At 72.7% G+C, this 18,723-nt stretch carries 17 protein-coding genes and 1 tRNA gene; 8 read left to right on the forward strand and 10 right to left on the reverse strand.

Translation table 11 applies throughout. From position 1 onward, the window contains the following. Positions 1-30: 30 nt before the first annotated feature. Positions 31-1,116 (reverse strand): DUF3048 domain-containing protein, encoded by a 1,086-nt coding sequence (locus ACZ67Q_RS02740; protein ID WP_471175451.1) that lies wholly within the window; start codon positions 1,114-1,116, stop codon positions 31-33. Between the two features lie 186 nt (positions 1,117-1,302). On the opposite strand from ACZ67Q_RS02740, the gene ACZ67Q_RS02745 reads away from it, so the two are divergent. Then, positions 1,303-2,493, forward strand: coding sequence for a zinc-dependent alcohol dehydrogenase (locus tag ACZ67Q_RS02745; RefSeq protein ID WP_471175453.1), 1,191 nt, complete (start codon positions 1,303-1,305; stop codon positions 2,491-2,493). A gap of 106 nt (positions 2,494-2,599) precedes the next feature. Here the strand turns inward: ACZ67Q_RS02745 and ACZ67Q_RS02750 are convergent, their stop codons facing one another. Then, the gene (locus ACZ67Q_RS02750; RefSeq protein ID WP_471175455.1) at positions 2,600-3,664 is read right to left on the reverse strand and encodes an ATP-dependent DNA ligase; all 1,065 of its coding nucleotides are present in this window, start codon (positions 3,662-3,664) and stop codon (positions 2,600-2,602) included. Positions 3,665-3,963: 299 nt separating this feature from the next. On the opposite strand from ACZ67Q_RS02750, the gene ligD reads away from it, so the two are divergent. Together ligD and ACZ67Q_RS02760 are read left to right on the forward strand one after the other, a co-directional pair. Next, a complete protein-coding gene (gene ligD, locus ACZ67Q_RS02755) occupies positions 3,964-5,004 on the forward strand; it encodes a non-homologous end-joining DNA ligase (protein ID WP_471175457.1) in 1,041 nt (346 codons plus the stop codon). Positions 5,005-5,150: 146 nt separating this feature from the next. Beyond that, entirely contained in the window at positions 5,151-6,215 is a 1,065-nt protein-coding gene (locus ACZ67Q_RS02760) for a LacI family DNA-binding transcriptional regulator (protein WP_471175459.1), read from the forward strand. Between the two features lie 93 nt (positions 6,216-6,308). Here ACZ67Q_RS02760 and ACZ67Q_RS02765 read toward each other — a convergent pair whose 3' ends face one another. Continuing rightward, on the reverse strand, positions 6,309-7,094 hold the full coding sequence (locus ACZ67Q_RS02765; protein WP_471175461.1) for a VOC family protein: 786 nt from the start codon (positions 7,092-7,094) through the stop codon (positions 6,309-6,311). Positions 7,095-7,294: 200 nt separating this feature from the next. On the opposite strand from ACZ67Q_RS02765, the gene ACZ67Q_RS02770 reads away from it, so the two are divergent. Then, positions 7,295-7,540 (forward strand): WhiB family transcriptional regulator, encoded by a 246-nt coding sequence (locus ACZ67Q_RS02770; protein WP_471175463.1) that lies wholly within the window; start codon positions 7,295-7,297, stop codon positions 7,538-7,540. Positions 7,541-7,712: 172 nt separating this feature from the next. Further along, a tRNA-Asp gene (locus tag ACZ67Q_RS02775) sits at positions 7,713-7,784 on the forward strand. 876 nt (positions 7,785-8,660) lie between these two features. Here the strand turns inward: ACZ67Q_RS02775 and ACZ67Q_RS02780 are convergent. From ACZ67Q_RS02780 to ssgD, 5 genes are all read right to left on the reverse strand, one after another. Next, positions 8,661-9,635: an acyl-ACP desaturase gene (locus tag ACZ67Q_RS02780; RefSeq protein WP_471175465.1), complete on the reverse strand. Its 975-nt coding sequence runs from the start codon at positions 9,633-9,635 to the stop codon at positions 8,661-8,663. Between the two features lie 214 nt (positions 9,636-9,849). Further along, a complete protein-coding gene (gene ddaH, locus ACZ67Q_RS02785; protein WP_471175467.1) occupies positions 9,850-10,626 on the reverse strand; it encodes a dimethylargininase in 777 nt (258 codons plus the stop codon). Positions 10,627-10,817: 191 nt separating this feature from the next. Further along, the gene (locus ACZ67Q_RS02790; RefSeq protein WP_471175469.1) at positions 10,818-13,076 is read right to left on the reverse strand and encodes an ATP-binding cassette domain-containing protein; all 2,259 of its coding nucleotides are present in this window, start codon (positions 13,074-13,076) and stop codon (positions 10,818-10,820) included. A gap of 10 nt (positions 13,077-13,086) precedes the next feature. Continuing rightward, positions 13,087-14,709: an ABC-F family ATP-binding cassette domain-containing protein gene (locus ACZ67Q_RS02795; RefSeq protein WP_471175471.1), complete on the reverse strand. Its 1,623-nt coding sequence runs from the start codon at positions 14,707-14,709 to the stop codon at positions 13,087-13,089. Positions 14,710-15,065: 356 nt separating this feature from the next. Then, positions 15,066-15,482 (reverse strand): spore wall synthesis regulator SsgD, encoded by a 417-nt coding sequence (ssgD, locus tag ACZ67Q_RS02800; protein ID WP_471175473.1) that lies wholly within the window; start codon positions 15,480-15,482, stop codon positions 15,066-15,068. A gap of 230 nt (positions 15,483-15,712) precedes the next feature. Here ssgD and ACZ67Q_RS02805 point away from each other — a divergent pair, with 230 nt between their 5' ends. Then, the gene (locus ACZ67Q_RS02805) at positions 15,713-16,825 is read left to right on the forward strand and encodes a WD40/YVTN/BNR-like repeat-containing protein (protein ID WP_471175475.1); all 1,113 of its coding nucleotides are present in this window, start codon (positions 15,713-15,715) and stop codon (positions 16,823-16,825) included. A gap of 73 nt (positions 16,826-16,898) precedes the next feature. Next, positions 16,899-17,237, forward strand: coding sequence for a plasmid stabilization protein (locus ACZ67Q_RS02810; RefSeq protein WP_471175477.1), 339 nt, complete (start codon positions 16,899-16,901; stop codon positions 17,235-17,237). Between the two features lie 10 nt (positions 17,238-17,247). Here the strand turns inward: ACZ67Q_RS02810 and ACZ67Q_RS02815 are convergent, their stop codons facing one another. After that, complete coding sequence (locus ACZ67Q_RS02815; RefSeq protein ID WP_471175479.1) at positions 17,248-17,544, reverse strand: YciI family protein; 297 nt, start codon at positions 17,542-17,544, stop codon at positions 17,248-17,250. A 50-nt stretch (positions 17,545-17,594) separates the two neighbouring features. On the opposite strand from ACZ67Q_RS02815, the gene ACZ67Q_RS02820 reads away from it, so the two are divergent. Beyond that, positions 17,595-18,305 (forward strand): endonuclease V, encoded by a 711-nt coding sequence (locus ACZ67Q_RS02820; RefSeq protein ID WP_471175481.1) that lies wholly within the window; start codon positions 17,595-17,597, stop codon positions 18,303-18,305. Here the strand turns inward: ACZ67Q_RS02820 and ACZ67Q_RS02825 are convergent. Next, positions 18,266-18,454, reverse strand: coding sequence for a hypothetical protein (locus ACZ67Q_RS02825; RefSeq protein ID WP_471175483.1), 189 nt, complete (start codon positions 18,452-18,454; stop codon positions 18,266-18,268). The genes ACZ67Q_RS02820 and ACZ67Q_RS02825 overlap by 40 nt on opposite strands. Positions 18,455-18,723: the final 269 nt, after the last annotated feature.

Here is an 18,723-nt window from a genome sequence, read left to right on the forward strand (position 1 = left end):
CACGCAGGACCCGCCGGGCTGCGTCGTGGATCAGGCGGCCTTGGCGAGGACCACCCAGACCTGGCCCGGCGCGAAGGTCATCGGCTTCCCGTCGTTCGTCTCGAAGCGCGTGCCCTGCGTGGCCGTCGGGCGCTTCCAGGTCGCCCGGTAGGCCCGCCCGTCGCGCATCACCGTCGCCGCTCCCGCCCCCACCGTCTCCGTGTACGGCGTGGCGTGGCCGAGGAAGTCGTGGAACTCGGACGGACGCACCTTGACGTACTGCACGACGACCGTCGCCGGTGCCATCGGTCCCGCGTCGGTCGTCACGGCGGGCGCGCCGTCCATCGCGACCAGGTAGCGGTGCCGGCTCGCGGACCAGGTGAAGGTGAAGCCGGCGGCCGGGAAGCGCACCGTTCGCGACGCCAGCGGGTGGCCGCCCCCGGGCGCAGCGCCGAAGAGGAAACCCGTGGTCAGCGCGGCCGCGCCGGGCTCACGGTCCAGCAGCGCGCGCGGGCGCAGGAAGAGGTTGTGCGGGGCGGGGCGGTCGGCGCCGCGTTCGAAGGCGCCCCTGGTCCGGCCCGGCGTCTCCGCCCGCAGCGGGGCCCGCTCGATCAGCGGCAGCAGTTTGCTCTGGGCGCCGGAGAAGGCGAGCGTGGGTCGGTCGAACTGGCGCAGCAGCTCCAGATCCGACTCACGGGCGCTGCGCACCGGGCCGACCACGGACGGCACGGAGGTCGCGTACACCGCCATGAGCCGGCTCAGCCCGCCCTCGACCTGCTCGACGTAGACGATGTCCGCCGCGCCCAGGCCGGTCTGCGGCCGGGCCGCGCGCGAGTTGTCGATCTTCACCGCGATCACGGGACCCGGGGCGGTCCCCTGACCGCTCGGCGGGGGTCCCGAGGGCCGGCCGCTGGGCGCGGGTCCCGTGTCCTGGCCGCTCGGTGCGGGTCTCGTCCCCTGCCCGGTGGGCGACGGTGCCGTCGCCGTGCCGTGCCTCTGGTCGCGTCCGTCGTCGACCGCGCCGTGCCCCGTGGTGCAGCCCGCGGCCGACGCGATCGTCAGCGTGACGGCCAGGAACGCCGTCGTCGTCACCGCGCGTCGTGCGCGCGCCCCACGTCTTGTGCCCACCGTCGCCACCCGCCCAGCTCGGTCATCGATAGTCCGCTTGTCGGATCATCAGTGGACATACCCGGTTGTTCTCCCTCGGTCGTGCCGGCTCCGCCGATCGGCTCAGCGCAACCGCCCCCCGACGGTTCGCCGGGGGCCGTCCGGGTACCCGGACGCAGGTCCGGATGCGCACCCACGGTGGAGGGAGCCGGCGCGATGAAGGCAGTGACGTGGCAGGGCAAGCGGGACGTGCGGGTGGAGACGGTCCCCGATCCGACGATCCAGGAACCCACGGACGCCGTCATCCGCGTCACCTCCTCCGGGCTGTGCGGCTCCGACCTGCATCTCTACGAGGTGCTGACCGCGTTCATGACGCCCGGTGACATCCTCGGGCACGAGCCCATCGGCATCGTCGAGGAGGTCGGCGCCGGGGTGATGGACCTGGCGGCCGGCGACCGGGTCGTGGTGCCCTTTCAGATCGCCTGCGGCGACTGCTGGATGTGCCTGAACGGGCTGCCCACCCAGTGCGAGACCACCCAGGTCTCCGGCGAGGGCATGGGCGCCGCCCTCTTCGGCTACACGCGCCTGTACGGCTCGGTGCCGGGCGCGCAGGCCGAGTATCTGCGCGTGCCGCAGGCCCAGTTCGGCCCCATCAAGATCCCCGAGGGACCGCCCGACGACCGCTTCGTCTATCTCTCCGACGTGCTGCCCACCGCGTGGCAGGCCGTCGCCTACGCGGACATCCCGCAGGGCGGCAGCGTCGCCGTGCTCGGGCTGGGGCCGATCGGGGACATGGCCTGCCGGGTGGCCCAGGTGCGCGGCGCCGGACGGGTGTTCGGCGTGGACCTTGTCCCGGACCGGCTGCGCCGGGCGAAGGGACGGGGAGTGGAGACGTTCGACCTGAACAGCTTCGACAACGAGAAGGAGCTGGTCACCGCCATCCGTGACCAGACCGACGGGCGCGGGCCCGACGCCGTGATCGACGCGGTGGGCACCGAGGCGCACGGCAGCGCGGTCGCCAAGCTGGCCCAGCAGGCCACCTCCTGGATGCCGCGCAAGCTGGTCAGCCCGCTCATGGAGCGATTCAGCATCGACCGGCTCGCGGCCCTGCACACCGCCATCGAACTGGTCCGCCGCGGCGGCACGCTGTCCCTGGTCGGGGTCTACGGCGGCATGGCCGACCCGATGCCGATGCTGACCATGTTCGACAAGCAGATCCAGATCCGCATGGGCCAGGCCAACGTGCGCCGCTGGACCGACGAGATCCTTCCGTATCTCACCGACGAGGACCCCCTCGGCGTCGACGACTTCGCGACCCACCGGCTGCCGCTGGACGAGGCACCGCACGCCTACGAGATGTTCCAGAAGAAGCAGGACGGCGCCGTGAAGGTCCTGATGAAGCCGTGAGCGGGTGACCTCGCGGGCGGGCGGCTCGTGGGCGGGGCGGCGCGTGACCTCGCGTGTGGGCGGGCGGCTCGTGGGCGGGGCGGCGCGTGACCTCGCGGGCGGGCCGTCAGTCGCCGAGGACCTCCGCGAGGTCGTACCGCACCGGCTCCTGCAACTGCGTGTACGTGCAGCTCTCCGGCGTCCGGTCCGGGCGCCAGCGGCGGAAACGGGCCGTGTGCCGAAAGCGCGCCCCGTGCTCCATGTGGTCGTACGCCACCTCCACCACCCGCTCCGGCCGCAGCGGGACCCAGGACAGGTCCTTCTTGCCCGACCAGCGGCTCGGCGCCCCCGGCAGCCGCGCCGTCTCGTGGGCGGCCTCCTGCGACCAGGCCGCCCAGGGATGCCCCGCGACGTCGTCCATGCGCAGCGGCTCCAGCTCCTCCACCAGCTCGGCGCGCTTCTTCATGGAGAACGCCGCCGACACGCCCACATGCTGCAGCGCGCCCTTGTCGTCGTAGAGGCCGAGCAGCAGGGAGCCCACGATCGGCCCCGACTTGTGGAAGCGGTAACCGGCGACAACGACGTCCGCCGTCCGCTCGTGCTTGATCTTGAACATGGCGCGCTCGTCCTGGAGGTAGCGCAGACCGAGCGGCTTGGCGATCACCCCGTCCAGGCCGGCCCCCTCGAACTCCTCGAACCACCGCTCGGCCACCTCGATGTCCGTGGTCGCCGGCGCCAGGTGCACCGGCGGCGTCGCACCGGCCAGCGCCTCGGCCAGCAGCGTCCGCCGGTCGGTCAGCGGCACGTCGGTCACCGACTCGTCGCCCAGCGCCAGCACGTCGAACGCCACGAAGGAGGACGGAGTCCTCTCGGCCAGCATCCGCACGCGCGAGTCGGCGGGGTGGATGCGCTCGGTGAGCGCGTCGAAGTCCAGCCGGCCCTCCAAAGCGATCACGATCTCCCCGTCCAGCACGCACCGCTCGGGCACCCGCTCCTTCAGCGCCGCCACCAGCTCAGGAAAGTACCTGGTCAACGGCTTGCCGGTACGGCTGCCCAGCTCGACCTCGTCCCCGTCGCGGAACACGATCGCGCGGAACCCGTCCCACTTCGCCTCGTAGTGCATCCCGGGCGGGATCTTGGCGACGGACTTGGCGAGCATCGGCTTCACGGGTGGCATGACGGGCAGGTCCATGCACCGACTGTACGGTTCGTCGCGAATGTCCGCCCGGTGCATGCCGGCCGGCATGACCGACCGCGACGACTTCCTGGCCTGCGGCGTCGCGGGCGGCACGGTTCTGCACGGCGGCCCTCGAGGACACCTCCGTCTCCGCCGACGGGCAGCCGCGCATGTACCCCCTGCGGGCCACCCAGGTGTACCGGCGCGAGGACGGCGAGGGGGGCCGCCCACCGTCGCGCGACACGGTGACCGAGTGAGGCCCTGGGTGATTCATCCGGTATGCGAAGTATGCGGGCTGCGCCTACCGTGGCCGCATGGGTGACGCGGTGGAACTCGAAGCGGGCGGCAGGACCGTACGCCTGTCCAATCCCGGCAAGGTCTTCTTCCCGGAGCGCGGCTTCACCAAGCTGGACCTCGCCCGCTACTACCAGGCCGTCGGCCCCGGCATCCTGCGCGCCCTGCGCAACCGCCCCACCACGCTCGAGCGCTACCCGGACGGTGTGACCGGCGAGTGGTTCTACCAGAAACGCGCCCCGAAGAACATGCCCGACTGGATCCCCACCGCCCACATCACCTTCCCCAGCGGCCGCAGCGCCGACGAGATGTGCCCCACCGAGGAGGCGGCCGTCCTGTGGGCCGCGCAGTACGGCACCCTCACCTTCCACCCCTGGCCGGTGCGCCGCGACGACGTCGACCGCCCCGACGAACTGCGCATCGACCTCGACCCGCAGCCCGGCACCGACTACGACGACGCCGCCCGCGCCGCGCACGAACTGCGCGCCGTCCTCGAAGAGTTCGGCGGACTGCGCGGCTTCCCGAAGACCTCCGGCGGCCGCGGCCTGCACGTCTTCGTGCCCATCGAACCGCGCTGGACCTTCACTCAGGTGCGCCGCGCCGCGATCGCCGTGGGCCGGGAGATGGAGCGCCGGATGCCCGAACAGGTCACCATCAAGTGGTGGAAGGAGGAGCGCGGCGAGCGCATCTTCATCGACTACAACCAGACAGCCCGCGACCGCACCATCGCCTCCGCCTACTCCGTACGGCCCCGCCCGCACGCCCCCGTGTCCGCGCCCCTGCGCTGGGAGGAGGTCGGTGTCGCCCACCCGCGCGACTTCGACCTCGTGACGATGCCGGCACGCTTCGCCGAACTCGGCGACGTACACGCCGACATGGACGACCACCGCTACTCGCTTCAGGCGCTGCTCGACCTGGCGACGAAGGACGAACACGACCACGGCCTCGGCGACCTGCCCTACCCGCCCGAGTACCCGAAGATGCCGGGCGAGCCCAAGCGGGTCCAGCCGAGCCGCGCCCGCCGCACCCAGCCGGCGGACGAGGCAGACAAACCGTCGTAGGCGGCCGCACCGGAGGGGGAGGGGCCCGACCGCGGCGCGACGGGTGTGCGGATCATCCGGGGCGCGTCCGACCGCCGCGAGCGGCGGAGCCCGCTCCCGCGCACCGGGGCTATCCTGGGCCGCACCCCGCCGCCGAGGAGCCCGATGTGACCCAGACAGCCCCGCGCCCCACGCTGGAGGCCGTCGCCGCCCGTGCCGGCGTGTCCCGGGCGACGGTGTCCCGGGTGGTCAACGGCGGGGACGGGGTCAGGCCGCACCTCGTGGAGCGGGTCCGGCGCGCCGTCGACGAGCTCGGCTACGTCCCGAACCAGGCCGCCCGCAGCCTGGTGACCCGGCGGCACGACGCCGTCGCCGTCGTCATCGCCGAACCCGAGACCCGCGTCTTCGCCGACCCCTTCTTCGCGCTGCAACTGCGCGGCATCAGCCGGGAACTGACCGCGCACGACAACCAGCTCGTGCTGCTGCTCACCGAGGGACGGGACGACCACGCGCGCGTCGCCCGGTACCTCGCCGGCGGCCATGTCGACGGGGCACTCGTCTTCTCGCTGCACCTCGACGACCCGCTGCCCGGCCTGATCCACGACGCCGGCGTCCCGACGGTGTTCGGCGGCCGCCCGGGCTGGCGCGACGGCGACCGCAGCGCCTGCTACGTCGACAGCGACAACCGGGGCGGCGCCCGCGAGGCCGTCCGCCACCTCCTCGCCCTCGGCCGCGGCCGCGTCGCCCACATCACCGGGCCCCTCGACCAGACTTCGGCGGCGGACCGGCTCGACGGCTACCGCGACGCCCTGGGCGAGAGCGACCCGTCCCTGGTCGCCGAGGGAGACTTCACCGCGGCCGGCGGCGAGCGCGCCATGCGCGCGCTGCTGCATCGCCGCCCCGATCTGGACGCCGTCTTCGCCGGCAACGACCTCAGCGCCGCCGGCGCGCTGCGCGTCCTGCGTGAGCACGGGCGGCGCGTCCCCGACGACGTCGCCGTCATCGGCTTCGACGACATGGTCACCGTCGCCGAGCAGACCGACCCGCCGCTGACGACGGTCCGTCAGGACATCGAGGACATGGGCAGGCTGATGGCGCGCCTGCTGCTCGGCGGCCTGGACCGCGACGGCGCGGCGGCGCAGGACGGCGCGGTGGACGGGTCGTCCGGCGTGGTGCACGGGCCGCCCGGCGTGGTGCTGCCCACGACACTCGTGCGCCGCGCGTCGGCGTAGGCGCAGGTCGGGTCCGGCGGCCGCGGGGCCCGGCGCCCGGCCGTCACTCCTGCCGCCGGGCGGGGCCCGGCCGCGGGGCGCCGCGCACGGCCGTCACTCCTGCCGCGGGGCGCTTCTGATCACCGCGAACCGGGCCCCGTACGGATCGGCGAGCCGGGCCATCCGGCCGACGCCCTCCACGTCCAGGGCCGGCACCCGGACCGTGCCACCCAGCTCCTGCGCCGTGGCGACGACCGTGTCCACGTCGGGCACCTCGAAGTAGGGCAGCCAGTACGCCTCCGTCTCCGCCGGGTCGTCCGCCAGGGCGACGATCCCGCCGAACATGGCGTCCTCGCCCCCCTCGGCCGGATTGACGCAGGTGTACGTGCCGCCGGGGAAGGGCACCGCCGAGGTCTCCAGGCCCAGCACCGAGTGGTAGAAAGCGGCCGCCGCGGCGATGTCCGCCGTGTACAGCTCGACCCATGTCAGTGAACGGCTGTCACCGGCCACGTCGAGGCCCTTCGTGCGCCCCGGCTGCCAGATGCCGAACCGGACCCCGGCCGGGTCGGCGAGAACCGCCACGGTGCCCTCACCCATCACGTCCATGGGCCGCAGCGGCACGGTGCCGTGCGCCTGCTCGGCCGCCTTCGCGGTGGCCTCGGCGTCACCGCTCCGGAAATACACGGTCCAGGCCGGCTGGCCCTGCTCCGGTGTGATCTGCACGCCGGCGGCCACGGTCTTCCCGTCCAGCTGGAAGAAGCCGTAGCCGCCGGCGTCGGGCCCCGCCGACTGGAACCGCCAGCCGAAGAGGGCGCCGTAGAAGCGCGTGGCGCCCTCGATGTCGGCCGTGCCGACATCGATCCAGTTGGGAGCGCCGTTGACGAAACGGGTGGTGAGCATCGTCGCCCTCCTTCGAAGGTCCCGTTGTCTGCTCTGCCGAGTCTGGCACCGCCCACTGACAATCGCCGCCGCAGAACCGTCCCGCGCGCCGCCGTGCGCGCCGCCGGGTGGCGGGGGCATCATCGGGTGGCCGGAGGCCCGGGGAAGGCGTTGATCCGGCGTTGATCGAACGTTTTGCGCCGCACGGCACGCTCTCGGCCATGTACACCGAGACGATCGACATGCCCGACCTCGCCTGGCAGCAGGAGGCGCTGTGCGCGCAGACCGGAGGCGACTTCTTCTTCCCCGAGCCCGGCAGCTCCGTCCGCGAGGCCAAGCAGATCTGCGCCCTGTGCCCGATCCGCTCCGCCTGCCTGGACTACGCCCTGGAGCACGACGAACGCTTCGGCGTCTGGGGCGGCCTGTCCGAGAAGGAACGCCAGGCCCTGCGCCGTACCGCCCCGTGACCGGCCCGGTCCCGCCCTGCCCGTCCCCGCCAGGGGAATCGAAAACCGGTACGACTCGCGGGGGGCCGTACCGCTGAGATCCTCGGGCGCGACCGGACGTAGCGCAGAGGCAGTCGCACGCCGTGCTCCGGCCTGCACGCCGGTTTCGATCCGGTTGTCCGGACGCGTGCGCGGTCCCGTAGAGCAGAGGCAGACCCGCCGCCTTGTCAGCGCGGATACGCCGGTTCGAATCCGGTCGGGACCACTGCCGGGCACGGACACGGGGCGAGACACATGGACCAAGCGGCCGAGGCGGCCCAGGCGGCCCAGGCGGCCGAGACGGTCAGCCGGGCGGAGCCGGCGGCCTTGCACCAGGTGGTGGGCAAACTGCGGGCCCTGCCCGTGGACGATCCCGTCCGGCTGCGGGCCGAGCAGGTCGCCGCCTCCTTCGCCCGCGACGGCCGGCTGCGGCGCCGCAAGGCTCGCGGCGAGGAGAAGTCGGTCGCCGACGCCGCCGTCATGGCCGCCACGGCGACCGGAGCGCTGGACCGCCGTGAGGACGCGCCCCTGGCCGCGCCCGGCACCGGCGGCGTCTTCCGCACACCGCGCCACTGCTATGTATGCAAGTCCCCTTATCGACAGGTCGACTCCCTCTACCACCGGCTGTGCCCGGACTGCGCTGCCGACCACACCCGGCGCCGTGTCCTGAGCAATGCCGCAGGCCGGGTCCGGCCGCGCACGGGCAATCCCGGTGGCCCGCATGGTGCGTGCGCACCGGCCGACGCCGCGGCGTGGGCCACCGTTGCACAGCGGCCGGTGGCCGGCGACGACCGCCGGGGCGGGCCAGCCGCCGCCTCGCGATGCGGACCCGGACGGCACGGCCCTGGCGGGGCACCGGGCCCCGGCGACCGCCGGTGCCGGCCCCGCCGTCCCGCAGCAGGCATCGGGGGACCGCCGGCCGGCTCCCGCCGACTCGCCGGCCGCGCGACGCTGCGCTGCGGCGGCTCCGGCCTCGACATCACAGAGGGCCGGTACCTCACCACCGACTCCGGCCTGCGCCGGGCCGTCTGCCGCGGCATCCCGTTCGGGCGGCCGCACGGAGGCCCGTGCCGCCGCCCGCGGCCCTGGCCGACGAAGAGGGTCAGGCGCTCGCGCGCGCCGCCATCCGTGCCCGGCGCGCCGCCAGCTTCTCGTCGAACTTCGTCGCTTCGTCGTCCAGGCCGCCCATGTAAAGACCGAGCTCCTCCTGGGCCTGCAGACCCTCGGGGCCGAGGCCGTCGATCTCCAGGACCTTCAGGTGGCGCAGGACGGGCTGCAGGACGTCGTCGTGGTGGATGCGCACGTTGTACACGCCGCCGATGGCCATCTGCGCCGCGGCCCGCTCGAAGCCGGGGATGCCGTGGCCGGGCATACGGAAGTTGACCACCACGTCGCGCACCGCCTGCATGGTGAGATCGGGCGCTAGCTCGAAGGCCGCCTTGAGCAGGTTGCGGTAGAAGACCATGTGGAGGTTCTCGTCGGTCGCGATGCGCGCCAGCATGCGGTCGCACACCGGGTCACCGGACTGGTGGCCGGTGTTGCGGTGCGAGATGCGGGTGGCCAGCTCCTGGAAGGCGACGTAGGCGACCGAGTGCAGCATCGAGTGCCGGTTGTCGGACTCGAAGCCCTCACTCATGTGCGCCATGCGGAACTGCTCGAGCTTGTCCGGGTCGACCGCGCGCGAGGTGAGCAGGTAGTCCCGCATCACGATGCCGTGCCGGCCCTCCTCGGCGGTCCAGCGGTGCACCCAGGTGCCCCAGGCGCCGTCCCGGCCGAAGAGCGTGGCGATCTCGTGGTGGTAGCTCGGCAGGTTGTCCTCCGTCAGGAGGTTCACCACGAGCGCGATCCGGCCGATCTCGGTGACCTTGGACTGCTCCTTGTCCCAGGCCTCGCCGTCCTCGAAGAGGCCGGGGAAGTTGCGGCCGTCACTCCAGGGCACGTACTCGTGCGGCATCCAGTCCTTGGCGACCTGCAGATGCCGGTTCAGTTCCTTCTCGACCACTTCCTCCAGTGCGTACAGCAGCCGGGCGTCGGTCCAGCCGGCAGAACTGCCGAGGTGCGTCGAGGTGATCGTCACAGATACTCCAGGGGGACGTAACGGAGCGGAAGCCTCCGGCGGTGCGGCGCCGGAACTTACGGAATCGTAGGCTACGAGTCCGTAGGTTACGTAACCGTAGGTTAAGGACGTCGTAAACACTGCTGATCAGCACCGTCGGGCCCTGTCCGCCGGAAAGACATCACGGCCCCGGAATCCGCAGATCCCGGGGCCGTACGGGTGAGGCCGTCACCCGTCAGGCGTACAGCTCCCGCAGTCGGACCGAGAGGCATGTCACACAGCCCTCGAGCTTCTCGAACTCGCTGATGTCCACCGCGACCACTTCGAAACCGAGGTCGGTGAGCAGATCCGCGGTCCGCGGCGCGCTCGACGCCATCAGCAGCTTCGCACCGCCGAGCAGCACCACGTGCGCCCCGGACTCCTCCGGCACCGACAGGAACCGCGGGAACAGCGCCGGCCGGTCCACCTTCGGGATGTGCCCGATCACCGTGCCGTCCGGCAGCGCGGTCACCGCCGACTTGAGGTGCAGCACCTTGCTCACGGGCACGGCGACCACGCGCGCGCCCAGCGGCTCGAAGGCGGCCCGCACCTGCTGCACCCCGGCCGCGTTGGTGCGCCCGCCCCGGCCCACGTAGATCGTGTCGTCGATCTTGAGCACGTCGCCGCCGTCCAGCGTGCCGGGCTCCCAGATCCAGTTCACCGAGCAGCCGAGCCGCGCCACGGCCTCCTCGACGCCGACGGTCTCCGGGCGGCGGGAGTCGGCGCCGGGGCGGGTGATGAGGGCGACGTTCTTGTACATGACCACCGTGTCCTCGACGAACACGGAGTCGGGGCAGTCGTCTGCCGGGTCGACCTCGATCGCCTCCCAGCCGTGCGCGCGCAGTGCGGCGACGTACGCCTCCCACTGCTCGACCGCCAGCTCGGCGTCGACCTTCTCCCGCGCGATGTGCGTCACCAGACCTTCGGCGAGGCGGGGGCTGGGGCGGCGGACGAGGGCCTTCTTGCTGGGCACGAGCGTGGTCTCCGTATCGGCGGGTGGTTCCTGGGGCCATCATGCGGCACCGGTCCGCCATGATGCAGGGCGAGGCGTACTCGGCGAAACCCCGGGTGGGGAGGGGTTACCAGGGCGTAACCCCGCGACCGGCCGCTCTGACGCGTCCGGGCAGGGTGCCCGTCGTGCGCCTGAGCTGCCGCACCCGGGGCTCAGCAGGCCGTAGCCCGCCGGAGGTACTCCGCCGTGACCGAGGCGCGGTCGGTGAGGAGTCGGTGGGGGGTGCCCTCGAAGACGACCCGGCCGCCGTCCCGGCCGCCGTCCGGGCCCAGGTCGACCACCCAGTCGGCGTGGGCCACCACGTCCAGGTTGTGCTCGACGACCACGACCGTGTTGTCGCCGTCCACCAGCCGGTCCAGGAGCTCGAGCAGCCCGTCCACGTCGGCCATGTGCAGGCCGGTCGTGGGCTCGTCCAGCACGTACACCGCGCCGGTGCGGTGCAGCCGGGTCGCGAGCTTCAGCCGCTGCCGTTCGCCGCCGGACAGCGTGGACAGCGGCTGTCCGAGCGCCAGGTAGGTGAGGCCGACGTCGCGCAGGGCGCTCAGCCGCCGACGCACCGCGCCGTCGTCGAAGAAGCCCAGCGCCTGCTCGGCGGTCATCGCCAGTACGTCGGCGATCGAGCGGCCGTCCACCGTCAGCCGCAGCACCTCCTCCCGGAAGCGCCGGCCGCCGCAGTCCGGGCAGGTGGTCGTCACCGGGTCCATGAACGCGAGGTCCGTGTACAGCACCCCGCGCCCCTCGCACGCCGGGCACGCCCCCGTGGAGTTGAAGCTGAACAGCCCCGGCTCGCTGTCCGTCGCGCGGGCGAAGATCCGCCGTACCGTGTCCATGATCCCCAGGTACGTCGCCGGCGTGGAGCGCGCGGAGATCCCGATCGACGACTGGTCGACCACCACGGCGTCCGGATGGGCGGAGGTGAACTCCGCGACCAGGGTCGACTTGCCGGACCCCGCGACCCCCGTCACCGCGGTCAGCACACCGGTCGGGAACTCCACCGTCACCTCCCGCAGGTTGTGCCGGCTCGCGCCCTTCACCCACAGCCCGCCGTCCGCCCGCCGCACCCGCCCCTTGAGCGTCGTGCGGCGCCGCAGACAGCGCCCGGTGGGCGTTCCGGAGCCGGCCAGCTCACGCGGCGTGCCCTCGAACACCACGCGCCCGCCGTCGGTGCCGGCCCCGGGACCCATGTCGACGACATGGTCGGCCAGCGCGATGACGTCCCGGTCGTGCTCGACGACCAGCACGGTGTTGCCCTTGTCCCGCAGCCGCAGCAGCAGGTCACCGAGGCGGCGCACGTCCCGCGGGTGCAGCCCGACGCTGGGCTCGTCGAAGATGTACGTCATCCCGGTCAGGCTGGAGCCCAGGTGCCGTACGGTCTTCAGCCGCTGGCCCTCGCCGCCCGACAGCGTCGACGTCTCCCGGTCGAGGCTCAGGTAGCCGAGGCCGATCGCCTCGATCCGCTCCAGCGCCGTGACGGCGGCCCGCGCGATCGGCGCGGCGAGCGGATCGTCGTCGAGCTCCCTCAGTACGGCGATGAGGTCGGTGACCTGCATGCGCGTGCAGTCGGCGATGGACCGGCCCCGGATCCGGGTGGCCAGCGCGGCCTCGTTCAGCCGGGCGCCCGCGCAGCGCGGGCAGGTGTCCTCGGTGAGGAAGCGCTCCACCGTCTCGCGGGTGCGCGTGCTGAGCGCGGACAGGTCCCGGTTCAGGTACAGCCGCTCGAAGCGGTCGGCCAGGCCCTCGTAGTCGATGTCGCGCGACCCGCCGGTGTTGTCGACGTTCACGCGCGTGCCGCGCCCGCGCAGCAGGAACTCCCGCTCGGCGTCGGTGAACTCGCCGACCGGTTTGTGCACGTCCAGATCCGCGGTGTTGGTGTACGTCTGTCCCTGCCAGGTGCCCGCGGCGAACGGCGGGAAGAGGATCGCACCGCCCGCGAGGGAGCGGGCGGGGTCGAGGATGCGGTCCCAGTCGGGCCGCACCGTGCGACCGAGCCCGTGGCACTCACGGCACATCCCGGACGGGTCGTTGAAGGAGTAGGCCGTCGCCTCGCCGGCGCTCGGGGTGCCGCACCGGGAGAACAGCACCCGGATCACCGCGTAGACGTCGGTCATCGTGCCGACGGTGGAGCGCGAGTGACCGCCGACCGGCCGCTGGTCGACCACGATGGCGGGGGACAGGTCCTCCATGGCGTCCGCGCGCGGGCGTTCGAACCTGGGCAGCCGGTTGCGCACGAACCAGGTGTACGTCTCGTTCAGCTGGCGTTGTGACTCCACGGCGATCGTGTCGAAGACGACCGACGACTTGCCCGATCCCGAAAGGCCGGTGAACACGGTCAGCCGGCCCTTCGGGATACGGAGGGTGACGTCCTTGAGGTTGTTCTCCCTGGCTCCGGTGAGGGTGATGTAGTCGCGCATGCCCTCGACGCTAGGCGGGATACCCGACAGCTTCTGGCGTGATTTCCTTCAGTTCTCCGTCGAGCATCAGCCAGCGTGTGATGCCGATGGACTGAAGGAACGGCAGGTCGTGGCTGGCCACGACCAGCGCGCCCTCGTAGGACTCCAGCGCGCTGGTGAGCTGACGGACGCTCGCCATGTCGAGGTTGTTCGTCGGCTCGTCCAGCATCAGCAGCTGCGGAGCCGGCTCGGCGAGCATCAGCGCGGCCAGGGTCGCCCTGAAGCGCTCACCGCCGGACAGCGTGGCCGCCTTCTGGTCGGCGCGGGCGCCCCGGAACAGGAAGCGGGCGAGCTGCGCCCGGATCCGGTTGTTGGAGGCGCCCGGCGCGAACCGGGCCACGTTCTGCGCGACGGTCAGTCCATCGTCCAGGACGTCGAGGCGCTGCGGCAGGAAGCGCGACGGGACGTGCGCCGTCGCCTCGCCCGACACCGGCGCGAGTTCGCCCGTGATCGTGCGCAGCAGCGTGGTCTTGCCCGCGCCGTTGCGCCCGATCAGCGCGATCCGCTCCGGACCGTACAGATCGAAGCCGCCCTGGACGCGCGCGCCGTAGGCGAGCTCCAGGTCCCGCAGGGTCAGCACGCCGCGGCCGGCGGGGAGGGCGGTGTACGGCAGGTCGACCCGGATCTCGTCGTCGTCCCGTACGGCCTCCACGGCCTCGTCGAGCCGCTCCCTGGCCTCGGTGAGCTTCTCCTCGTGCATGATGCGGTGCTTGCCCGCGGACTCCTGCGCCGCGCGCTTGCGCGCCCCCATGACGATCTTCGGCTCGCGCTTCTGGTCCCACATCTTCTGGCCGTACCGCTTGCGGCGGGCCAGTTTGACCTGGGCGTCGACCAGTTCGCGCTTCTGCTTGCGCAGGTCGGACTCCGCCACGCGCACCATGCGCTCGGCGGCCTCCTGCTCCACGGCGAGCGCCTCCTCGTAGGCCGAGAAGCTGCCGCCGTACCAGGCGATCTCGCCGCCGCGCAGGTCGGCGATCCGGTCGACCCGCTCCAGCAGTTCGCGGTCGTGGCTCACCACGACCATCACACCCGGCCAGGACTCCACGGCCGCGTAGACCCGTCGGCGGGCGTACAGGTCGAGGTTGTTGGTCGGTTCGTCCAGCAGCAGTACCTCCGGTCGGCGCAGCAGCAGCGCGGCCAGCCGCAGCAGTACGGACTCGCCGCCCGACACCTCACCGACGGTGCGGTCCAACGTGACGTGGTCGAGGCCGAGTTCGCCGAGGGTGGCGAGGGCGCGCTCCTCGACGTCCCAGTCGTCACCGATGGTCTCGAAGTGCTCCTCGGCGGCGTCACCGGCCTCGATGGCGTGCAGCGCGGCGCGCTGCGCGGCGATGCCGAGCGCCTGGTCGACGCGCAGTGCGGTGTCGAGGGTGACGTTCTGCGGCAGGTAGCCGATCTCCCCGGCGACGCGTACGGCTCCGTCGGTGGGGGTCAGCTCCCGGGCGATCAGCTTCAACAGGGTCGACTTTCCGGACCCGTTGACGCCGACCAGCCCGGTGCGGCCGGGGCCGAAGGAGGCGTCCAGGCCGTCGAGGACGACCGTGCCGTCCGGCCAGGCGAAGGTCAGGGAAGTGCAGGTGAGGGATGCGGACATGAGACCTCGCGGTTGCTCGCACACGGAAGGAAGGGCAAACGCGTATCGAGACACCGCGAGACGGCGACCGCAGAGGGTCCGGGAAGGCGTGGGGAAACAGCGAGGCCCTGCGCCGGGGGGACGGCTCGTATGCCGAGGTCGCACGCTACGCACACACCTGACGGGTGCGGCGCGGTGTCTCAGGACCTCAGACGAGCAACGTCCTTCTCCAATCGACGGCAACAGGACCGCTGTACAGCGTACGAGCGGGGTGTGTGGCTGTCAACGAATTAACCGGTGGGCGCACCGCCACGCAGGGCTGACGGGCGGGCGCACCCCAGGCGGAGGCACGGCGCCCCCACGCGTGCGTGCAGCGCCTAGCAGGCGTCCCGCATCAGCTCCGCCAGGCCGTGGTCCAGGTCCAGCTGCAGGTGCTCCAGGCCCACCGGCACCAGCTCGCTCGTGGCCCGCAGGAAGCGCCGGATCTCACCGGTGCGGACGTGGACGACGGCCGTGCCCTCGGGGGCGTGGAACTCCAGGACCGTGCGGTCGAAGCCGTACGGCCGCACGCGGACGTCGCCGTGGCCCTCCGGTGTCTCCAGGCCGGCCGTGAGCAGCTCGCGCGAGAAGGTCCAGCAGACCTCGACGCCCTCCAGGGTGGCCGGCGCGGGGAAGGTCATCCGGACCGCGAACGGGTCCCGGCGGTCGTAGTGCAGCGTGGCGGGGATGTTCGGCATCCGGGGCGCGGCGGCGACGAGACGTGCCTGAACGGGCTGCTCGATGACGGTGGACAACGCCTTGCTCCCTTGTGACGGCTGGACGGATGGACGGGCGGAGGGGGCGGATGAGGCCGGTCACTTCAAGAGACGACGGAACCGGCCGATCCGTGCACACACAGAGCGAGTGACCTCTGTCACCGCCTTCATGCACGGCAGTGTCCGACTGCTTCCGGTGTGCCGGGAAGGTCACTTGGGGCGGGATGCGCTCTGGACGGCATCCGGGCGGTCGGCTAGCTTCGCCCGCCATGAGGATCGCGAGGGGCAAGAGGAGCGAGGGGCCCAAGGGCCGCAAGGGCCGCAGGACCGCCTCGGGAGCGCTGTGCGCGGCGGTGCTCGCCACCCTGGCCGCCGCCCCGGCACAGGCGCACGACGGCCCGCACGGCACGCCCCGCTGGGTACTCGAGGACACCGGCGCGCCCTCCGTCCGCTTCCGCGGGCTGGCCGCCGTCGACCGGGACACCGCGTGGGTGGCCGGCACCCGGGGGACCGTGCTGCGCACCACCGACGGCGGGGCGCACTGGCGGAACGTCTCCCCGCCCGGCGCCGGCGAGCTGCAGTTCCGGGACGTCGAGGCGTTCGACGCGCGCCGCGCCGTCGTCCTGGCGATCGGCGAGGGGGAGGCGTCCCGCGTCTACCGCACCGAGGACGGCGGCGCGACCTGGACGGAGTCCTTCCGCAACACCGACCCGAAGGCGTTCTACGACTGCCTGGCCTTCTTCGACCACCGGCACGGCCTGGCGATGAGCGACCCGGTCGACGGGCGGTTCCGCATCCTGTCCACCCGCGACGGCGGCCGCTCCTGGACGGTGCTGCCCGCGCGCGGCATGCCCGCGGCCCTCAACGGCGAGGCCGGCTTCGCGGCGAGCGGCCAGTGCCTGGTCACGTCCGGGCCGAAGGACGTCTGGCTGGCCACCGGCGGAGCGGCCCACGCGCGCGTGCTGCACTCCGCCGATCGTGGCCTGACCTGGACCGCCGCCGAGGCGCCCGTCCCGGCCGGCGACCCGGCCCGCGGTGTGTTCGCGCTCGCCTTCCGCGACCGCGCCCACGGACTCGCCGTCGGCGGCGACTACCGCCCCGAGCAGCCCTCACCGCTCGCGGCGGCGGTGACCGACGACGGCGGCCGCACCTGGCGGCCGGCCGACCGCCCGCCGCCCGCCTACCGCTCCGGCGCCGCCTGGCTCCCGCACAGCCGCGGCGCCGCCCTCGCCGTCGGCCCCACCGGCACCGACCTGACGACGGACGGCGGCCGCACCTGGCGCACCGTCGACTCCGGGTCGTACGACACCGTGGACTGCACGGCGGACCGGGCGTGTTGGGCCGCGGGCGAGCAGGGGCGTGTGGCCCGCATGGAGCCCTGAAACAGGCCCCGGGGGGCGGATTCGGGTCCAATGGGGGTACTCGGGGACCGCATCCGGAAGGAAGTGAACGCACATGCCACGCGGTTCCAGCCCCAAGCGGGAACGCCAGTACGAACACATCAAGGAGAGCGCCGAGGAGCGCGGTGCGAGCACCGGGCGCGCCAAGGAGATGGCCGCACGGACCGTCAACAAGGAACGCGCCCGCTCCGGCGAGTCCAAGACCGCCAGCCGCAGCTCCACCAAGGGACCGTCGCCCTCGAAGCGGGGCGGCCAGCGGTCCGGCAAGGGTTCCCAGGGCCAGGGCTCCCAGGGCCAGACCTACGACCAGCTGTACGAGGAGGCCAAGCGCCGGGACATCCACGGCCGTTCGAACATGAACAAGAGCGAGCTGCAGCGCGCCCTCGGCAAGTGAGCGGGACCGCTCAGCCGAGGGTCTCGCGGTGGCGCTCCAGCTCCGGCGCCGTCTTCGTGGCGATGAACTCGGTGATGCGGTACTCGCAGACGCCCGCGGCGACGAAGGGGTCGCCCGCGGCGATCGCCTCTATCTGCGCGCGGTCCCCCGCGACGGCGATGATCACCCCGCCGTCGCGGGGTTCCTTGCGTCCGGAGGCCAGGACGTGGCCCTGGGCGTACAACTCGTCCAGCCAGACGACATGGTCCTTCAGGACGGCGTCGACGGCCTCGAGCGGGGCGGTGTAGATCAGCTCCATCACGAACATGATCGGGAGCCTACGCCCGGCTGCCGCGGCACCGTAGGCTCATGGTCATCATGAGGACCGTAAGCGTTCCCGCGGGCTGGCCCGCGACCGAGGAAGAGGCCCGGGCCGTCCAGGACGAGCTGCGGGCCCGGGTGGTGCTCGACGAGCCGGGGCCGCGGCCCGGTAGCGGGCACGTCACCGGCGTCGACGTGGCCTACGACGACGAACGCGACGTCGTCGCCGCGGCGGCCGTCGTCCTGGACGCCGCGACCCTCGACGTCGTCGCCGAGACCACCGCCGTCGGCCACATCTCGTTCCCGTACGTGCCGGGGCTGCTCGCCTTCCGCGAGATGCCGACGGTGCTGGCCGCCCTCGACGCGCTGCCCTGCCCGCCGGGCCTGGTCGTCTGCGACGGCTACGGCCTCGCCCACCCCCGCCGCTTCGGGCTCGCCAGCCATCTCGGCGTGCTCACCGGGCTGCCGACCATCGGCGTCGCCAAGAACCCGTTCACCTTCACCTACGACGAACCGGACGCGCCGCGCGGCTCGTCCTCGCCGCTCCTGGCCGGCGCGGAGGAGGTCGGCCGGGCGCTGCGCACCCGCGACGGCGTCAAGCCGGTGTTCGTGTCCGTGGGGCACCGCGTGAGCCTCGCCGGCGCCTGCGCCCACACACTGGCGCTGACGCCGGCCTACCGGCTGCCGGAGACGACCCGCCGGGCCGACGCGCTGTGCCGCCGGGCACTTCAGGAGGCGACGACCCGCCAGGCACCCACCTCCTTGTAGTCCGCGTCGTACACGGCCGACCCGTCGCCGGTCTGCAGCGGGTAGTGTCGGACGTTGCCGGCCCAGTACCGCAGGATCCGGCTCAGCTCCCGCGCCTTGTCCTCGCTGCTCGCCGCCTCGTCCAGGGTGATGTCGAGAAGGAACTTCATGCCTTCCATCGTTTCACTGACGTCCCCTGTGAGACTTTCGCCGACGGCGCGCGCGGAGCACGGCCGTGCCGCCGGTGAAAGTCTCAAGGCGGGGTGCATCCGAGTCCGAGTGCGCGCTCTGAGCGGGTGCGCTCGCTACGCGCACGGAGGACGCGCACGGAGGACGCGCTCTGTGCATGCGTACTGAGTACGCGCCCTGTGCACGCGCCCTGTGACGTGTACTGAGTACGCGCTCTGAGTACGTGTACGGATGTGTCGCGGGCCCGCGG

This window comes from Streptomyces sp. NPDC036813 (assembly GCF_055609245.1).